This window comes from Diaphorobacter aerolatus (assembly GCF_014489535.1).
GTDB lineage: Bacteria > Pseudomonadota > Gammaproteobacteria > Burkholderiales > Burkholderiaceae_C > Diaphorobacter_A > Diaphorobacter_A aerolatus.
In genome coordinates this window covers 465,383-480,175 of sequence record NZ_CP060783.1, presented here as the reverse complement: position 1 = coordinate 480,175, position 14,793 = coordinate 465,383, and the positions used below count along the sequence as shown (strand labels likewise).

Genomic DNA, 14,793 nt, shown 5'->3' with positions numbered 1-14,793 from the left:
CCCATTGTCCAACAGCAGCAAGCGCTGCGACGTGCGGTGCCAGCGAGTTCTGTCAGAATCGAAATCAGAAAAAATTTCCAACGGAGAGAGGGAGGATTCCCATGAAAAGTGCAAAACGGCCCATCAAGTTCGCACTGCTGGCCGCAGCGCTGAGCGCCAGTCTTTGGTCAACGGCGCAAGCGGGCACATGCGCGCTGATTCCATCGGACGTGGCCGATATGGAAGACACCGAGCGCGTGGAGTTGCTTGAGCAATTCAAATTTGCGGAGCTCGACAACCTGTTGACCAAGCAGGCCAGGAAACGGCTCTCGCAACCGGGCGGCGACCTGTTGACCTTGCGCGAGATCATCTATCTGCAAAGCCGGGCAGGCAGCGATGGAAAGCTGCTGCGCATGTGGCTCGACGAACGGCCACAGTCTTTTTTTGCGCAATACAACATGGGTCTCTTCTACGGACTCAGGGCGTTCTCCGCTCGCGGCACCGAAGCGGCCAACAAGGTCAGCGCCGCGCAAATACGCGAGGTAAAAAAGAACAGCGACGTCGCGGTCGGATATTTTCAGAAGGCGATTTCGCTGGAACCCCAATTCTCGCTGCCGTATGCGAGCCTGATCGGTCTGGCCGGCATCCAGGGCCGTGCGGGCGAGCGCGATGCGGCGCAGTGGCTTGAGGCGGCCAATCAGGCGATTCCAAAGAACGTGGCAGCGCGTTTGCAGGCCATCAGCTTTCTGACGCCGCGCTACGGTGTCTCGTACGAATTCCTCGACCGCATGGTGGCGCAGGCCGAAAAATCCCTGCCCTCCGATGCCGCGAACTACCTGAAATACAACCTGGTGCTCGAGAAGGCCAACCATTTCGAGGTGATCGAGAGAAACAAGGCCCAGGCGCTGGCGCTGTACAAGCAGGCTCGCAGCATGTGCGACAACTCCGAAGTCGCGCGTGCGGGCATCGTCCGCAACTACTGAACCCTGATCAGGCCGACGCGCGCGCTTCGTGCAAAACGAAGCGGCGGGCGTGCGGCCCTGCGGGCCACCACATCATTGCCCTCAGGCGATCTTCTCGTGAGCTTGATAGATTTTAACGAACGAAATTCTGAGCTATCAATTGAAATGTGTTATCGCGGTCAGATAATCAACCTGGTTCGCTATTTTCATTTCTTGATTTATCAAAATGTGATTCTGTTAGTTAAATCGCATCAATATGTAATTTGACTGTCGCTCCGATGCCTGTGAAACACGAGCAGACATGCTTTCGGAGTTTATAGATTGATTTGGATCAACTATGTGAAAAATATGTCCGATGCGTGTCCTCGGCGTTGAACATGACCAACGTGATTCGCCGGCGTGTTCAACGCAGCGCTCAGGGCAGGGGATTTCTGTAGGAGATTTCGCACAACGCCTCGCGCAGCGCCTGGGCCTTGCCTTCGCCTAGCAAGGCGGCGTAGTCGGCCTCGATGCGATCAATGGCTTCGTGCATCTTCATCATGTATTCCAGACCCTTGGTCGAGAACTGCACCTTGAAGGCCCGCGCATCCGAGAGATCCTGCACGCGTGTGACCAGCCCGGTTGACTCGAGATCGCGCACGGCTTTGCCTGCAGCCTGCTTGCTGACACCCATGCGGCGCGCAAGCTCGGTGCCGCGCGTCCCCTCCAGATCGATGTAGGGCAACATGCCGCCGGCCGCGGGTGGCAAGTCCTTGAGCTGATCTCCCATGGCGGCATGCAGTCGGGCCACGAAGTCCTTGCGCGCGAGCAAGAGCATGCGTCCGACGCCATAGCGGCGCTTTATCCGCAATTCATCCAATTGTTCTTTTGTGTGCATAGTCAAATTATATTTATTTTGGAAGTATTCCGAATTTGCTGCGATTTTTGATGTCAAATTTGCAAAAATCAATGATAACCAAAAGAGGGATGAACTATATGCATGGCGTTTCACGAATGATGCACCGATGCAGGCTGAATTTTGCAATGCTGTGCGTATTTTGGATAGGTCTTTTCGATTGCGCTTTAGCCGAAGACTATCCCTCCCAAGGCATCAGGATGGTCGTTCCGTTCCCGCCGGGTGGAAGCAGCGATGCCATCGCACGCATGCTCGCCGATGGCATGGGCAAGGAGCTGGGAACCACGGTCTACGTCGACAATCGTCCGGGCGCGGCCACGAATATCGGCTCGGAATTCGTTGTCAAGTCAAAGGCCGACGGCTACACGTTGCTGTTTGGCGGCAGCACGCTGATCGTCAACAGCATCTTTGGTCCCAAGCCGTCATTCGATCCGCAGGTGGAGCTGGAGCCGCTGTCCACCGTGGCCGAGGTCCCGTTCGTTCTGGCCACGCAGCCCGACGCGCCATTCAAAACGCCGCGTGACTTTCTGGAGGCTTCGCGCAGCGAGCCCGGCAAGCTCACCATCGCCAGCGCGCAGCTGGACACCTTCGTGGAAAGATTGAAACTCGCGGCCAGCATTGATCTGCTGCACGTACCGTACAGGGGCGGGGCGCAGGCAGTCTCCGATGCGATCTCGGGGCAGGTGGACACCACGTTCGCGCTGATGCCGGTGCTGCTGCCGATGATCCAATCGGGCAAACTGCGCGCGCTTGGCATCACGTCGGCCAAGCGGCAGCCGACCTTGCCCAATGTGCCGACCTTCACCGAAAGCGGTGTGAATATCGTGATGACCGTCTGGTACGGTCTTCAGGCACCGGATGGCGTAGCCAGTGAGCGCCGCGAACTGCTCAACAAGGCGGTTCGCAAAGTGGTGGACGCGCCCGAGTTTTCAGCGCGGCTTGCCGAGATGGGCGCGCGCGCGAGCAGCAGCAGTGCCGTGGCCATGCAGCAATTGCTCGCGCGGCAACGCAAGGCGTGGGAGCAGCTTGCCGTGGCTCACCCCCAGTTGCTGCAATCGAGCAAACCGTGATGACGAGAGGCGATCTGAATTTCCGGAAAGCCTTCGCGCCGCCGACTACAGATGCTTGACCAACACCTGGCTCTTGCGATCCCAGTTGTATTTTTTCTTGCGCGCTTCGGGCAGCCAGTCGGGATCGACCTGCTGAAAGCCACGTTTGATGAACCAGTGCATCGTGCGGGTGGTCAGCACGAACAGCGTCTTCAGGCCCATGGCGCGGGCGCGTTGTTCAATGCGCTTGAGCAGCTTTTCGCCGTCGCCCGTGCCCTGGCTCATCGGGGACACGGTAACGGCCGCCATCTCGGCCGTGCTCGATTCGGGATAGGGATAGAACGCGGCGCAGCCGAAGATCACGCCATCGTGTTCGATCACCGTGTAGCTGGTGATGTCGCGTTCGATCTCGGTGCGGTCGCGCTTGACCAGCGTGCCGTCCTTCTCGAACGGCTCGATCAACTGGATGATGCCGCCGACGTCGTCGATCGTGGCCTCGCGCAGCTCCTCGAGCTTCTCGTCGATGATCATCGTGCCGATGCCATCGTGCACATAGATTTCAAGCAGCAGCGCGCCGTCCACCGAGAACGGCAGTATGTGGCTGCGCTCCACGCCGTGTTCGCAGGCGCGCACGCAGTGCTGCAGATAAAAGCCCACGTCGGCGGGCGTCTGCGGCGGCGGCAACTGGGCGAGCAGCAGACGTGCTGCAGCCAGCGGCAATTCGGTGTCAATGGGATTCTCGTCGCTGTCGGGTTCGAGCGGCTTCACGCGGATGCCCGGCACTTCGCTGAGGAACAGCAGCTTGTCGGCGTGCAGTTCGATGGCCACGCGCGTGGCGACTTCTTCCATGGTCAGGTTGAATGCCTCGCCCGTGGGTGAGAAACCGAACGGCGAGATCAGCACCATGGCCTCGGATTCGAGCGTGCGCTTGATACCTTCGACGTCCACCTTGCGCACGAGTCCCGAATGCTTGAAGTTCACGCCATCGACGATGCCCACCGGGCGCGCAGTCAGGAAGTTGCCCGAGATCACGCGCACGCGCGCGTCGGCCATCGGTGTGTTCGGCAAACCCTGGCTGAAAGCCGCCTCGATCTCGTAGCGCAACTGGCCGGCCGCTTCCTGCGCTGAATCGAGCGCCACTTCGTCGGTGATGCGGATGCCGTGTGAGTATTGCGGCTCGTGCCCTTTGGCGCGCAATTGTTCATTGACCTGCGGGCGAAAGCCATGCACCAGCACCAGCTTGACACCCATTGCCTGGATCAGCGCGAGATCCTGCACGATGCCCTGCAGCTTGCCGGCGGCGATGGCCTCGCCCGTGATGCCCACCACAAAGGTCTGGTGTCGGAACTTGTGGATGTACGGAGCCACGGACCGGAACCAGGGAACAAAGGTGAAATTGAAGACAGCGGACATGGTGTGGGCTTGAACTGGCAATGAGCCGTGTGCGGTATCCAAAAGAGCGAAGAAAAAGCGCTTGCCGACCCCGGGCCGCAAGCGCAGTGCGCAGTGCGCAGTGCGCAGTGTAGCGGCACTACACCAGCTTTGGACCAACGGGGTGTTTCAGATAGCCGACAGTTTCGGCTCTCGCGAGAGACTTTCCGGCGGGCGTGTAGCCGATCCGGCGATGTCAGTTCTGCCTGGCCTGCGCCGCCATCGCCAGGCTGCCAGCGCCCGAGCGCGATCCGCCTTGCAGCCAAGGCTCGATCCGGACGGGTTGGCGAGCGGGTTGGGCAGTAGACGGCTTGCGCGGTACTTTTTTGCCACCGTCACGCAGACGCAACGCCCAACGTTCAACGGTGTAGAACGAAAGCGCCGACAAGCCCACGGAGATCGCCAAGCCCGCGACCACGACGACGGGCCACGAAAACTCGGCGCGCAGATAACGCACGACGGGGTAGTGCCACAGATAGACGCCATAGGAGAGCTTGCCGAGCCTGACCAACGCCGGCGCGCTCAGCATTTCGTAGACCACGCCGGATTGCTTTTGAACGGCCATCAGCACGACCAGCGTCGCGCATTCCACAACCGTGATGCCCCAGAGCATCGCCTGCTGGTTGTCCCAGGCCATTTCCATGAGCAGCGGCACGGCCAGCGGAAACCACATCAGATGCGCAAAGTTCTTCTTGATGTTCTGCGTGAACGCAGGCTTTTCGACCATGAGCGCGGCCAGCAATGCTCCGGCTAGAAGACCAGTGGCGCGTGTGTCGAAGCGAAAGAAAATCTCGTAGAACTGCTGCCCCTGGAACACCCACATCACGCGCCAGGCCCAGGCCATGAGCCACAGCAAGAGGATCGAGCGCCATACCTTGCCCGGTGTGGCAAAGCGCAGCAACACCACGAGTAGCGGCGGCCAGATCAGATAAAAGTGTTCCTCGACCGACAGCGACCACATGTGCAGGATCGTGTTCGGGCTGTCAAAGAAAGCGATGCCATAGTCGGCCAGATACAGGATGGACACCAAGGCGTCGGAATACACATCCGTCAGGTCCGGCCAGATGAACGGCGCAAAGATGCAATAGGCAAGAAGAAACAGCGCGAGCGCGGGCATCAACCGATAGAAGCGGCGGCGATAGAAATTCCAATAACCGAGTTTGCCGTCGCGCTTGAATTCCATGAGCAACAGCGACGTGATCAGAAAGCCGCTGAGCACGAAGAACAGATCCACCCGAAGAACGCGCCGTCGAACAAAGGCACGTGAGAATGCGACAACAAAACGAGCAGGATCGCAACGCCGCGAAGGCCATCGAGCGCCGGGTTGTATGTCATCTTGAAATCGCTAACGGCCAAAACAGGCACCTCCATTCGGGATGAACGCATCATCCCGCGGTTTATGAATACATCAGGAGCACAGGGGAGCGGGCCACCTGTTCCTGCGTGCAGTGAATGCACCTGATAGTTGATGTCCCACAGGGACACAAGTTCCGAGCCAAGGATTCCCTGCAAGATCGATTCATGCGGTCGGTTCCTAAATTGTCTCTATCGATAGTGATTTTAGACAAAGTTGGTGTGATCTATTTTCAAAACGCTACGGACTGTCAGCGCGTGTACTCTGACATCGGGCTTTGAACCCCATCACAAGCGGCGGCCCGGGCAGATGGGGAAATCCTCAAAAAGGGCTTACACATTCACGCAACTCACACGCCAGCGGCCTTCATCAACGCGCAAAGGCGCCGCACCGTCATCTAGTGCGACGCCTTTGCGAATCAGTGGACGAGGAGCGCGTGGGCCCCAGGCGATCAGGGCCTTGCGACGTGCCAGGCGTTCTCCAGCATGCCTTCACCGGTACGGTCGCCCGGCTTGGTGTCGCGTGCCCAGTTGTAGAGCGGACGGCCCTTGTACGCCCATTGCTTGCTGCCGTCATCGCGCGTGATCGGGCTCCAGTCGCCGATGGCCTTGGCCGCGCCGGGTGCGGTCAGCGGTGGCCAATTGGTGGCGCAATTGCCGTTGCAGACGCTCTTGCCCGAACCCACGACGTCCTTGTCAAACACATAGAGCGTCATCTGGTTCGGACCCACCAGAGCTCCGTTCATGACCGTTGCTGGAGACTGGGTCTGCATCTGCGCCTGCGTTGCCGGCGCGGAGGAGGTCTTGTTCGACGTACAGGCCACCAGAGCCGAGGCCATCAGAGCTGCGAGGAGTATGCGGGTCATGTTGGATTCCTTTTTGAGCATGTGAACGGGTTGCAGGCGGTTGCATCGTCGGAATGTGGATTCAGCGAACCGGGCCGTAGAGGAGAGAGTTCTGACGGAATGGAGAGGCCAGTCTCGTCTCTTTCAACGTTGGGACTGTAGCCTTGGCGACCCGCCCTGAATTGTCGGCGGACATCCCGACTTTGTGCTGTTTGCGCGCGCGGAGATTCGCGGCAACACCATATCAGACCCGATTACAAGAGGCATAGATCAAACATTCTTGCGAATCTGGATGTGCGAATGCCTGTCGTTGCCGCCATTCAATGGTCTGAATAAGGCGTGGAGCAGGGATTTGATACATAAATCCATATTGAATGACGCTGGACAATTCGTTGAGAGATTTACGCAAAATCGTGCGTCGTTGCTTTTAATTGAGAGTGTCACATCCATAGATTTAATCATGCAAAAACCCTCATTGGTTTTTTTGTCGATTTATTTCACCTGTTTCTGACAACCTACGTACTTGGTGGCCAGAAAGATGCAGTGAACGGAATCACCGGTGATTGAGATGCGTCATTACGGGTGGCGTAAATGTCGATCGGGCCATCATCAAAAATTTCGATTCAATGTTTGACTTGGAGAGCCAATATGCCCGGCGAGAACGAAAAGAAGCTTGGTTTGCCCGCACTGATCGGGATGGTGGTCGGCTCCATGATAGGGGCGGGCATTTTTTCGCTGCCAAGGACCTTCGGGAGCGCGACCGGCGTGGTGGGTGCGCTGATCGCATGGGCCATTGCGGGCGTCGGCATGTATACGCTGGCACGCATATTCCAGATACTGGCAGAAAGAAAACCGGATCTGGACGCTGGCGTGTTCGCCTATGCCAAGGCGGGTTTCGGAAACTATGCGGGATTTCTTGCCGCTTTCGGTTATTGGATAGGTTCCTGCATTGGCAACGTGTCCTATTGGATTCTCATCAAATCGACACTTGGAGCCTATTTTCCATTTTTTGGAGACGGCAACACCATTTCCGCGATTGCCGTGGCGTCCATCGGTATCTGGGCATTTCATTTCCTGATTCTGCGAGGCGTGCAGCAGGCGGCAGTGATCAATGCAGTCGTGACGGTCGCAAAGATCATCCCGATCCTGGTGTTTATCGTGATTTTGCTCGTTGCCTTTAATGCCGATCTGTTTCGTGCCAATTTATGGGGCACTTACAGCAATGCCGGATTATTGGAACAGGTGCGTCTGACCATGCTGGTCACGGTATTCGTGTTTCTGGGCATTGAAGGAGCAAGCGTTTATTCGCGCTACGCCAAGAAGCGGTCGCATGTGGGCGCCGCCACGCTCATCGGGTTTGCAATGGTGCTGAGCCTGATGGTGCTCGTCTCGCTGCTGCCCTATGGCGTGATGGAGCAAGGCGAGATTGCGGCCCTGAGGCAGCCGTCGCTTGCCGGTGTGCTGGAGCACGTCGTGGGGCGCTGGGGTGCGGTGCTCGTGAGCCTTGGACTGCTGGTCTCCGTTCTCGGAGCCTATCTGGCGTGGTCCCTGATTTGCGCAGAAGTGCTCTATGCGGCTGCGCGCAACGATGACATGCCGAAAATCTTCGCCCGCAAGAACGCCAACGACGTGCCCGCGAGTGCGCTGTGGTTGAGCAACGCCGTGGTTCAGTTGTTCGTCATCAGCACCTATTGGTCGAGCGATGCGTTCGCGCTGATGCTCAACCTCACCAGCGTGATGTCCCTGATTCCCTATCTTCTCGTGGCCGGATTCGGGCTCAGCGTCGCGCGCCGCGGCGGCATCCAGTCGCCCGAGGGCACGCGTCGCAGGGACCTGACGCTGGCCGGTGTGGCCGTGGTCTACACGGCGTTCATGGTGCTGGCCGGAGGCATGAAATACATGCTGCTGTCCGCGCTGCTCTATGCACCGGGAACGGCGCTGTATTTCTGGGCCCGGCTCGAGAAGAAGCGGCGCGTTTTCCAAGGCTACGAAATGATTCTCTTCGCGGTTGCATGCGCGGGTAGTTTGGCCGCTGCCATTGCGCTTGGCACGGGATGGATCGCTCTTTGATCCGTGCGTGCTCGCCGCTCATCGTTGGCGGCGTGGTTTTACTCAAGGCCGATTGAAAGGAAAAGTCATGAACACGAGCAATCCCGAATTGGGCGTGCATTCGGAAGTCGGCACGCTGCGCAAGGTGATGGTGTGCGCACCTGGCCGAGCACATGAGCGGCTCACACCTTCCAACTGTGATGCGCTTTTGTTTGACGATGTGATGTGGGTGGACAACGCAAGGCGCGATCATTTCGATTTCATCACCAAGATGCGCCAGCGCGGTGTCGAGGTGCTCGAGATGCACAATCTGCTCGCCGAAACGGTAGCGATACCGGAAGCCCGCGAGTGGATTCTCGACCATCAGGTCGTGGCCAATCAAATGGGAATCGGCCTGCTCAACGAGGTGCGCGATTTCCTGAACGGGCTTTCTTCGCGCACGCTGGCCGAGCTGTTGATTGGCGGCCTGTCCACAAACGAGTTTCCAGGTGACCTGGGCGGTGAGCATCTGGCGCTCATACGCGAGGCATCGGGGTGACGGAATACCTGCTGCCGCCGCTGCCCAACACCTTGTACACGCGCGACACCACCTGCTGGATCTATGGGGGCGTGACGCTCAATCCGCTGTACTGGCCCGCACGCCAAGAGGAAACCATCCTGACGACGGCGATCTACCGCTTTCACCCCGAGTTCGCTGGCAAGGTCAATGTGTGGTGGGGCGATCCGCTCAAAGACCACGGGCTGGCAACGCTCGAAGGCGGCGACGTCATGCCCATCGGCAATCGCACGGTGTTGATCGGAATGAGCGAACGCACCTCGCGTCAGGCGATCAGCCAGCTCGCATCGACCCTCTTTGAAAAGCAGGCGGCTGATCGCGTCATCGTCGCCGCCATGCCCAAATTGCGCGCGGCCATGCACCTCGATACGGTCTTCACTTTCGCGGATCGCGACTGCGTGCTGATCTACCCGGACATCGTCGATCACATTCACTGCTATTCCTACCACCCCGGCAACAAGCCAGGGCAGCTTGATCTGCGCAAGGACGAGGGCTCATTGGTACAGGTCGTCGGCGAGGCGCTAGGCCAACAGCAGATGCGCGTGGTCGAAACCGGCGGCAACCCCTACGTGCGGGAGCGTACTCAGTGGGACAGCGGTGCGAATCTGGTGTGCCTGTCGCCGGGCGTGGTGATGGCCTATGACCGCAATGTTCATACGAACACGCTCCTGCGCAAGGCGGGTGTGGAGGTTGTGACGATTGTCGGCGCGGAACTCGGACGCGGACGTGGAGGCGGCCATTGCATGACCTGTCCCATCGTGCGCGATCCGGCCTGATCTTTTTCAACGGGATTCATCATGTTCAAAACCATTCCAAAATTGAAATTCCTTGGGCCGGTCGCGATGGTCTTCGCGCTCGGTGCCTGTGCCCAGACCGCTCCTCTCCAGCCGCCGTCCTCCACGGGCGGCATTGTTCAGGCGGAAGCCGCCCCAAGTTCTTTCCCGCTCCCGCATGCCGATGTGGTCGGTCGCGTCGTCGGCATCGAGGACATCACGCCACGGTTGCAGCGCTCCACGCCCTCGGGTGCTGGTGCCGCCGTAGGCGCCGTTGCCGGTGGCGTGCTTGGCAATCAGATCGGTGGTGGCCGTGGACGCACGCTTGCAACGGTGATGGGTGTTGCGGGCGGGGCGGTGGTGGGCAACCGCATCGAGTCTGGTCAGACACTGCCAACGCAGTCTCCGCAAAGCGTGTTTCGTATTTCGATTCAAAGCCATCGGGGACAGATGCATGTTCTCGACGTGCCCGACACCGGTGACTTGCGTGTAGGCGATCAGGTTCGCCTGACCTCGGACGGGTTCATCTGGCGCGTGTGAGCTTGCCCGCTTTGCGCAGCCTGTTCGCGAGCTTTGGCGCAACGCTGTGCGGCGCGGGACTGGTGCTTGGCGCGTTGTTTGTCGCAGCGTCTCTGATGCCGACCCTGGTTCCGCGCTCGCCATACCTGCAAGGCGCGCTGAGCGGGCTTTGTTTTGCGGTGGGTTATGGGCTTGGATGGGCGTTGCGCGGACTGTGGCGGGCATTCGAGCTTCCCGAGGCGAGTGGTCGCATGCGACGACGAACGCTGATGGTGGCGGGCACGGTCTGCGGGCTCACCATCGTGATGGCGATGTGGTGGCACGTGGTCTGGCAGAACCGCTTGCGCGCCCTGATGCAGTTACCGGACCTCAACACCTCCGGGCTGCTCGCGATGACGGTGATTGCCGTTGTCGTGTTCGTGTTGTTGCTGGTGACGGTGCGCCTGTTCACCCGGTTGAAGAGGGCGCTGGCGCGACGTTTCAAGCGGCGCCTGCCGCCCGAGCCGCCACGTTTCTGGCCCTGACGGCCTCGGCGCTGATCTTCTGGAGCCTGGGCAATGGGGTGCTGGCCCGCGCCGCGCTGCATCTCTTTGACGGTGTCTACAGCGAACTCGACGCCCGTATCGAAGAGGATCGCGCCGCTCCAACGGACTCCTTGAAAAGTGGCGGCCCGGGCTCGTTTCTGACGTGGCAAACGCTCTCGCGGCAAGGACGCCGCATGATTGCAGATGGCCCGGATCGCGAGCAGATCGAGGCGCTGACCGATCAACTGGCACGTGAGCCGCTGCGGGTCTACGTGGGACTGGCGTCGGCCGAAACGCCTATGGAGCGGGCGCAATTGGCATTGGCCGAATTACAGCGTATCGGCGCGTTCGACCGGGGGCATTTGGTGATCGCCACACCCACAGGAACCGGCTGGGTCGATGAGGAGAGCCAGGACGCGCTCGAGTATGTGCTCGCCGGTGACGTGGCAACGGTCGCCGTGCAGTACTCTTACTTCGCTAGCTGGCTTGCCTTGCTCAGCAATTCCGACTATGGCGTCGAGACCTCGCGAGCGGTCTTCAGGCTCATCTACGAACACTGGCACTCGCTGCCGAAGACGCGCCGCCCGCGCCTGTACCTGCACGGCCTGAGCCTTGGTGCGCTGAATTCCGATCTGAGTCACGATCTTCAGCAGGTGATCGACGATCCCTTTGACGGTGCGCTCTGGTCGGGTCCGCCGTTCAACATGCCCACCTGGCGCAATGCCGTGGCTGCACGAGATGCAGGCACCACCGCGTGGTTGCCCGTGGTACGGGGCGGAGCCGTGGTGCGCTTCACGGCGCAGACAGACCATCTCGAAATGCCGCCCGCGCGCTGGGGGCGTACCGGGTGGTCTTTCTCCAATATGCGAGCGACGCGGTGACGTTCTTCGATCCTCAGGCGCTGTGGCGCAAACCTGAATGGATGCAGCCGCCGCGGGGCCCGGACGTATCCACGGACATCGTATGGATTCCGGTCGTGACGTTTCTTCAACTGGGCTTCGATCTGATGGTGGCCGTATCGCCGCCCAAGGGCTTCGGACATGTCTACCATTTCGATCACTATGTCGACGCCTGGACGGCTTTGCTGGGGATATCGGAGCAGTGGCCCGAAGAGCGACGCCAACTGCTCAAGCACCGAGTGGCCGAAGCGCGAAACACAGGGCGGAAGGCTGCGAACACGAACGTGCGTCAGCCCTGATAGGATGCCAAAGACAGTCTTTCCCCCTCACTTGCAGGAATCTGCGATGCGACGCACCATGACCTTTCTCGCGATCATCGGCATAGTCGCCGCGTGCTACTTCACATGGCGTTACGGCGTGAACTGATGACGCCGATGGGCGCTGGGTGAGCAGGCCCGCAACGTTAAATTGCGGTGTTCGGCAATTTCCAGCGATGGAGTATTTGATAAGTCCAGCCATTGCCCGTACCCGTGCGCTCCGCGAGCAGAAGCTCGTCGATCACCCAATCGATCGGCGTGATCGCTTGAGTCTCCAAGGTTTCGGAAGCCCTGTAGCAGATCGTGACGTGAGGGCGGTGGCCGCCGTCCGCTTCCAGACCTTGCCGCACGACTTCGTCTTTCAATACAGCAAGCACCTCGTCGAACGGGCGAGGGCGCCCGCGCGCGAAGAATGACCAGTGGATTCCCTGGCGACCACCTTCTCCGCGAATGCGGTTCAGGCTCAACACAAAAGCGGGCATTTTTGTCGCCGCGAGCGCATCGCCGGCATGCATGAGCGCCTGTTTCACCGCGTCGCTGCCATCGTAGGGGCCACAGAACGTCTGGTGCCAGTTGCGTGCTGGAAACATCAGGTCCTGCAGGCGCTTGTCGAGCTTCAATTGCTGGACCGCCCCTCCATGAGGCTGCGCACCTTGGTGGAAGGCTGGGCAAGAATCAACATGCGCGATGGTTTCATGATGCCTGGGGCGCTTGTTCGGCAGTTCGTTGTTCAGGGGCAATGTGCACGATCCAGTGCCAATCAGCAATTCATCGGTCCCGTCACCGTGCTGCCTTCGGCCTTGTAGTTCACCGCGCCCTGGCAGCTCAATCCCTTTTCGATGGTCGACGAGTTCAACGTCAACCGAGTCGGGCCGTCCTTGATTGCCAGCGATTCGCTGATGATGGAAAAGTGAAGCTCAATCGACCTAGCGCCTGAAAAGGTGGCCGCGGCCCCTGTCACCGCGCTGTTGACGAATTTGACGCTGTCCACGCCGCCAGTGATCGCAAGACCCTTGTTCAGATTGGAGCCATCGGCCACCAGACTTTTCACCTTGTCGCCACTGACCGGTCCCGACACCGTCGAGTTTCTGACCAGCAATGTCGCGCCGGGCCGCATCGTAATTGCACCTTCGACATTGGAGTTCTCGATGGTGCAGTTGCCTTGCACCGTCACATCGCCGCTGACGGACGTGTTGTTGATGCTGGTCGAGCAGGTCTGCGCAGCATGTGCCGAGCCGCCAAGAATGAATGCGCCGAGCACGAGCGTCGACGCGCAGGCATTTTTCCCGAAATGAGCAAAGGCTTTGCGTTGCATGGGTTCTCCTTCCCGGGGCTTGAGATCGGCGATTGTCTCGACGGTGGAGGATCGATTCTGAGTGAGTTGTGCCGGGCAAGTGCGACCGGAGTGCAAACAGATGTAGTTGCGAAACGATACGTGCCGTGATTTGCAGCCGGCCAGCAAGATTGGCCGAGTGCTACAAAATATTGGGCTATAATCGAAGTCTTGCTAGTTGTGAGGATCAGCCAGGATCCCGAGATCTTCTCGCAAAGTGTGGGACGTTAGCTCAGTTGGTAGAGCAGCGGACTTTTAATCCGTTGGTCGCGCGTTCGAATCGCGCACGTCCTACCAGCAAATTCAAGGACTTAGGTTAACGCCTAAGTCCTTTTTTCGTTCCTGGTATCAACCAGATGGCAATGCACAAGCGTGTTGAGCTTGACCAATCCTGGGCAACTGCTTCGACAACGCGGTGATCGAAAGTTTCTTTGGCGCCCTGAAAATTTGGTCATGACCAAGCAAGAACAAATTCAGCATGTCGGCTTCAAAAGCTCGGTAAGGTTGATTTCCCGATCCATAACTTCGCACAGTGCATGATTGCACGAGTAGTCAGCGGTATCGACGCGGTATGAATGGGATGGCTGGTCCAGGTCCACTGGTTGGTGCAAGTGTTTGCAAGTCAAGAAAAGTGAAATACCCTCGGTCTGTTCGCCATCCTCCCGTATCAATGTAAATAGCATTGCCTAACTTTTGCACTTTATCAATTGTTATATGGCCATGTATGACTGCGCGAACGTTGCGGATGTGGGCAACATAGTTGCGTAAATAGCGATCTCTCGACCATAGGCAGCAATCGATGGCGCTTATCGAAAGGGGCTGATTCTGCATATCTTGCCAATCGTCGTAAGGACAGTCCGCATGAACCATTCCGACGAGGCCTTCGGGCGTTTCTACTTCTATCGCCAAGGGCAGTTTTGCTAGCCGCTCGCCAACCCTTCGCTGTCTATCGTGGTCTAGCTTGTCCAGCCAGTCACCACCATGGTCCACGTAGTTAACTTCTGTGTACGGATCGCCTAGCGCGCTGCGCCAAATCATGAAGTCATGATTGCCGCAGATTGCATGAAACCAAGGGCGATTTAGCCAGTCCAGCACGAGGTTGGATTCCGGCCCGCGGTCTACCAAGTCGCCTACTGAGAACAGGCGATCCTTGGTGGGGTTGAAGTTGATGTGATCCAAGGCCTGCTGCAGCGCCGTGAAGCAGCCGTGAATGTCGCCTACGGCAAAGTCACGCCCTTGTGTGTTAGCGCTGAAGCGTATGAGTTGAGGGTTGGCGGGGCTGGTATCCATGACCCAAGGCTACTTGAAG

Annotated in this window: 10 protein-coding genes, 1 tRNA gene and 3 pseudogenes; 7 read left to right on the top strand and 7 right to left on the bottom strand. The window is 58.9% G+C overall.

Going from position 1 to position 14,793, the window contains the following annotated elements; genetic code table 11:
- The first annotated feature begins 101 nt into the window (after positions 1-101).
- Positions 102-962 (top strand): DUF4034 domain-containing protein, encoded by an 861-nt coding sequence (locus H9K75_RS02315; protein WP_187724614.1) that lies wholly within the window; start codon positions 102-104, stop codon positions 960-962.
- A 394-nt stretch (positions 963-1,356) separates the two neighbouring features.
- Here the strand turns inward: H9K75_RS02315 and H9K75_RS02310 are convergent, their stop codons facing one another.
- Positions 1,357-1,758 carry a MarR family winged helix-turn-helix transcriptional regulator gene (locus H9K75_RS02310; RefSeq protein ID WP_187724613.1) on the bottom strand — a complete coding sequence of 134 codons (402 nt, stop codon included), beginning with the start codon at positions 1,756-1,758 and terminating at the stop codon, positions 1,357-1,359.
- Between the two features lie 278 nt (positions 1,759-2,036).
- On the opposite strand from H9K75_RS02310, the gene H9K75_RS02305 reads away from it, so the two are divergent.
- Positions 2,037-2,906, top strand: coding sequence for a tripartite tricarboxylate transporter substrate binding protein (locus tag H9K75_RS02305; protein ID WP_187724612.1), 870 nt, complete (start codon positions 2,037-2,039; stop codon positions 2,904-2,906).
- A 45-nt stretch (positions 2,907-2,951) separates the two neighbouring features.
- Here the strand turns inward: H9K75_RS02305 and argA are convergent, their stop codons facing one another.
- From argA to H9K75_RS02290, 3 genes and pseudogenes are all read right to left on the bottom strand, one after another.
- Positions 2,952-4,298, bottom strand: coding sequence for an amino-acid N-acetyltransferase (gene argA, locus H9K75_RS02300; protein WP_187724611.1), 1,347 nt, complete (start codon positions 4,296-4,298; stop codon positions 2,952-2,954).
- Positions 4,299-4,512: 214 nt separating this feature from the next.
- Positions 4,513-5,702: pseudogene (locus H9K75_RS02295) on the bottom strand (acyltransferase family protein).
- A gap of 419 nt (positions 5,703-6,121) precedes the next feature.
- Positions 6,122-6,535, bottom strand: coding sequence for a COG4315 family predicted lipoprotein (locus H9K75_RS02290; protein ID WP_187724610.1), 414 nt, complete (start codon positions 6,533-6,535; stop codon positions 6,122-6,124).
- A 627-nt stretch (positions 6,536-7,162) separates the two neighbouring features.
- On the opposite strand from H9K75_RS02290, the gene H9K75_RS02285 reads away from it, so the two are divergent.
- From H9K75_RS02285 to H9K75_RS25335, 4 genes and pseudogenes are all read left to right on the top strand, one after another.
- Complete coding sequence (locus H9K75_RS02285; RefSeq protein ID WP_187724609.1) at positions 7,163-8,584, top strand: basic amino acid/polyamine antiporter; 1,422 nt, start codon at positions 7,163-7,165, stop codon at positions 8,582-8,584.
- A gap of 67 nt (positions 8,585-8,651) precedes the next feature.
- Positions 8,652-9,895 (top strand): annotated as a pseudogene (locus tag H9K75_RS02280) (arginine deiminase).
- Positions 9,896-9,916: 21 nt separating this feature from the next.
- Positions 9,917-10,432 (top strand): glycine zipper 2TM domain-containing protein, encoded by a 516-nt coding sequence (locus H9K75_RS02275; protein WP_187724608.1) that lies wholly within the window; start codon positions 9,917-9,919, stop codon positions 10,430-10,432.
- Positions 10,433-10,527: 95 nt separating this feature from the next.
- Positions 10,528-12,133 (top strand): annotated as a pseudogene (locus tag H9K75_RS25335) (alpha/beta hydrolase).
- Between the two features lie 164 nt (positions 12,134-12,297).
- Here the strand turns inward: H9K75_RS25335 and H9K75_RS02265 are convergent.
- Both H9K75_RS02265 and H9K75_RS02260 read right to left on the bottom strand, forming a co-directional pair.
- Entirely contained in the window at positions 12,298-12,891 is a 594-nt protein-coding gene (locus tag H9K75_RS02265; protein ID WP_187724607.1) for a 2'-5' RNA ligase family protein, read from the bottom strand.
- 20 nt (positions 12,892-12,911) lie between these two features.
- The gene (locus H9K75_RS02260) at positions 12,912-13,613 is read right to left on the bottom strand and encodes a hypothetical protein (RefSeq protein ID WP_187724606.1); all 702 of its coding nucleotides are present in this window, start codon (positions 13,611-13,613) and stop codon (positions 12,912-12,914) included.
- Positions 13,614-13,705: 92 nt separating this feature from the next.
- On the opposite strand from H9K75_RS02260, the gene H9K75_RS02255 reads away from it, so the two are divergent.
- Positions 13,706-13,781, top strand: a tRNA-Lys gene (locus H9K75_RS02255).
- A gap of 255 nt (positions 13,782-14,036) precedes the next feature.
- Here H9K75_RS02255 and H9K75_RS02250 read toward each other — a convergent pair.
- Complete coding sequence (locus tag H9K75_RS02250; protein ID WP_187724605.1) at positions 14,037-14,774, bottom strand: metallophosphoesterase; 738 nt, start codon at positions 14,772-14,774, stop codon at positions 14,037-14,039.
- Between the last annotated feature and the right edge of the window lie 19 nt (positions 14,775-14,793).

Bases quoted from the DNA above. Each gene is read 5' to 3' on its own strand.
- H9K75_RS02315 (WP_187724614.1), top strand. From the start codon at position 102: ATGAAAAGTGCAAAACGGCCCATCAAGTTCGCACTGCTGGCCGCAGCG.
- H9K75_RS02310 (WP_187724613.1), bottom strand. From the start codon at position 1,758: ATGCTCTTGCTCGCGCGCAAGGACTTCGTGGCCCGACTGCATGCCGCC.
- H9K75_RS02305 (WP_187724612.1), top strand. From the start codon at position 2,037: ATGGTCGTTCCGTTCCCGCCGGGTGGAAGCAGCGATGCCATCGCACGC.
- argA (WP_187724611.1), bottom strand. From the start codon at position 4,298: ATGTCCGCTGTCTTCAATTTCACCTTTGTTCCCTGGTTCCGGTCCGTG.
- H9K75_RS02290 (WP_187724610.1), bottom strand. From the start codon at position 6,535: ATGACCCGCATACTCCTCGCAGCTCTGATGGCCTCGGCTCTGGTGGCC.
- H9K75_RS02285 (WP_187724609.1), top strand. From the start codon at position 7,163: ATGCCCGGCGAGAACGAAAAGAAGCTTGGTTTGCCCGCACTGATCGGG.
- H9K75_RS02275 (WP_187724608.1), top strand. From the start codon at position 9,917: ATGTTCAAAACCATTCCAAAATTGAAATTCCTTGGGCCGGTCGCGATG.
- H9K75_RS02250 (WP_187724605.1), bottom strand. From the start codon at position 14,774: ATGGATACCAGCCCCGCCAACCCTCAACTCATACGCTTCAGCGCTAAC.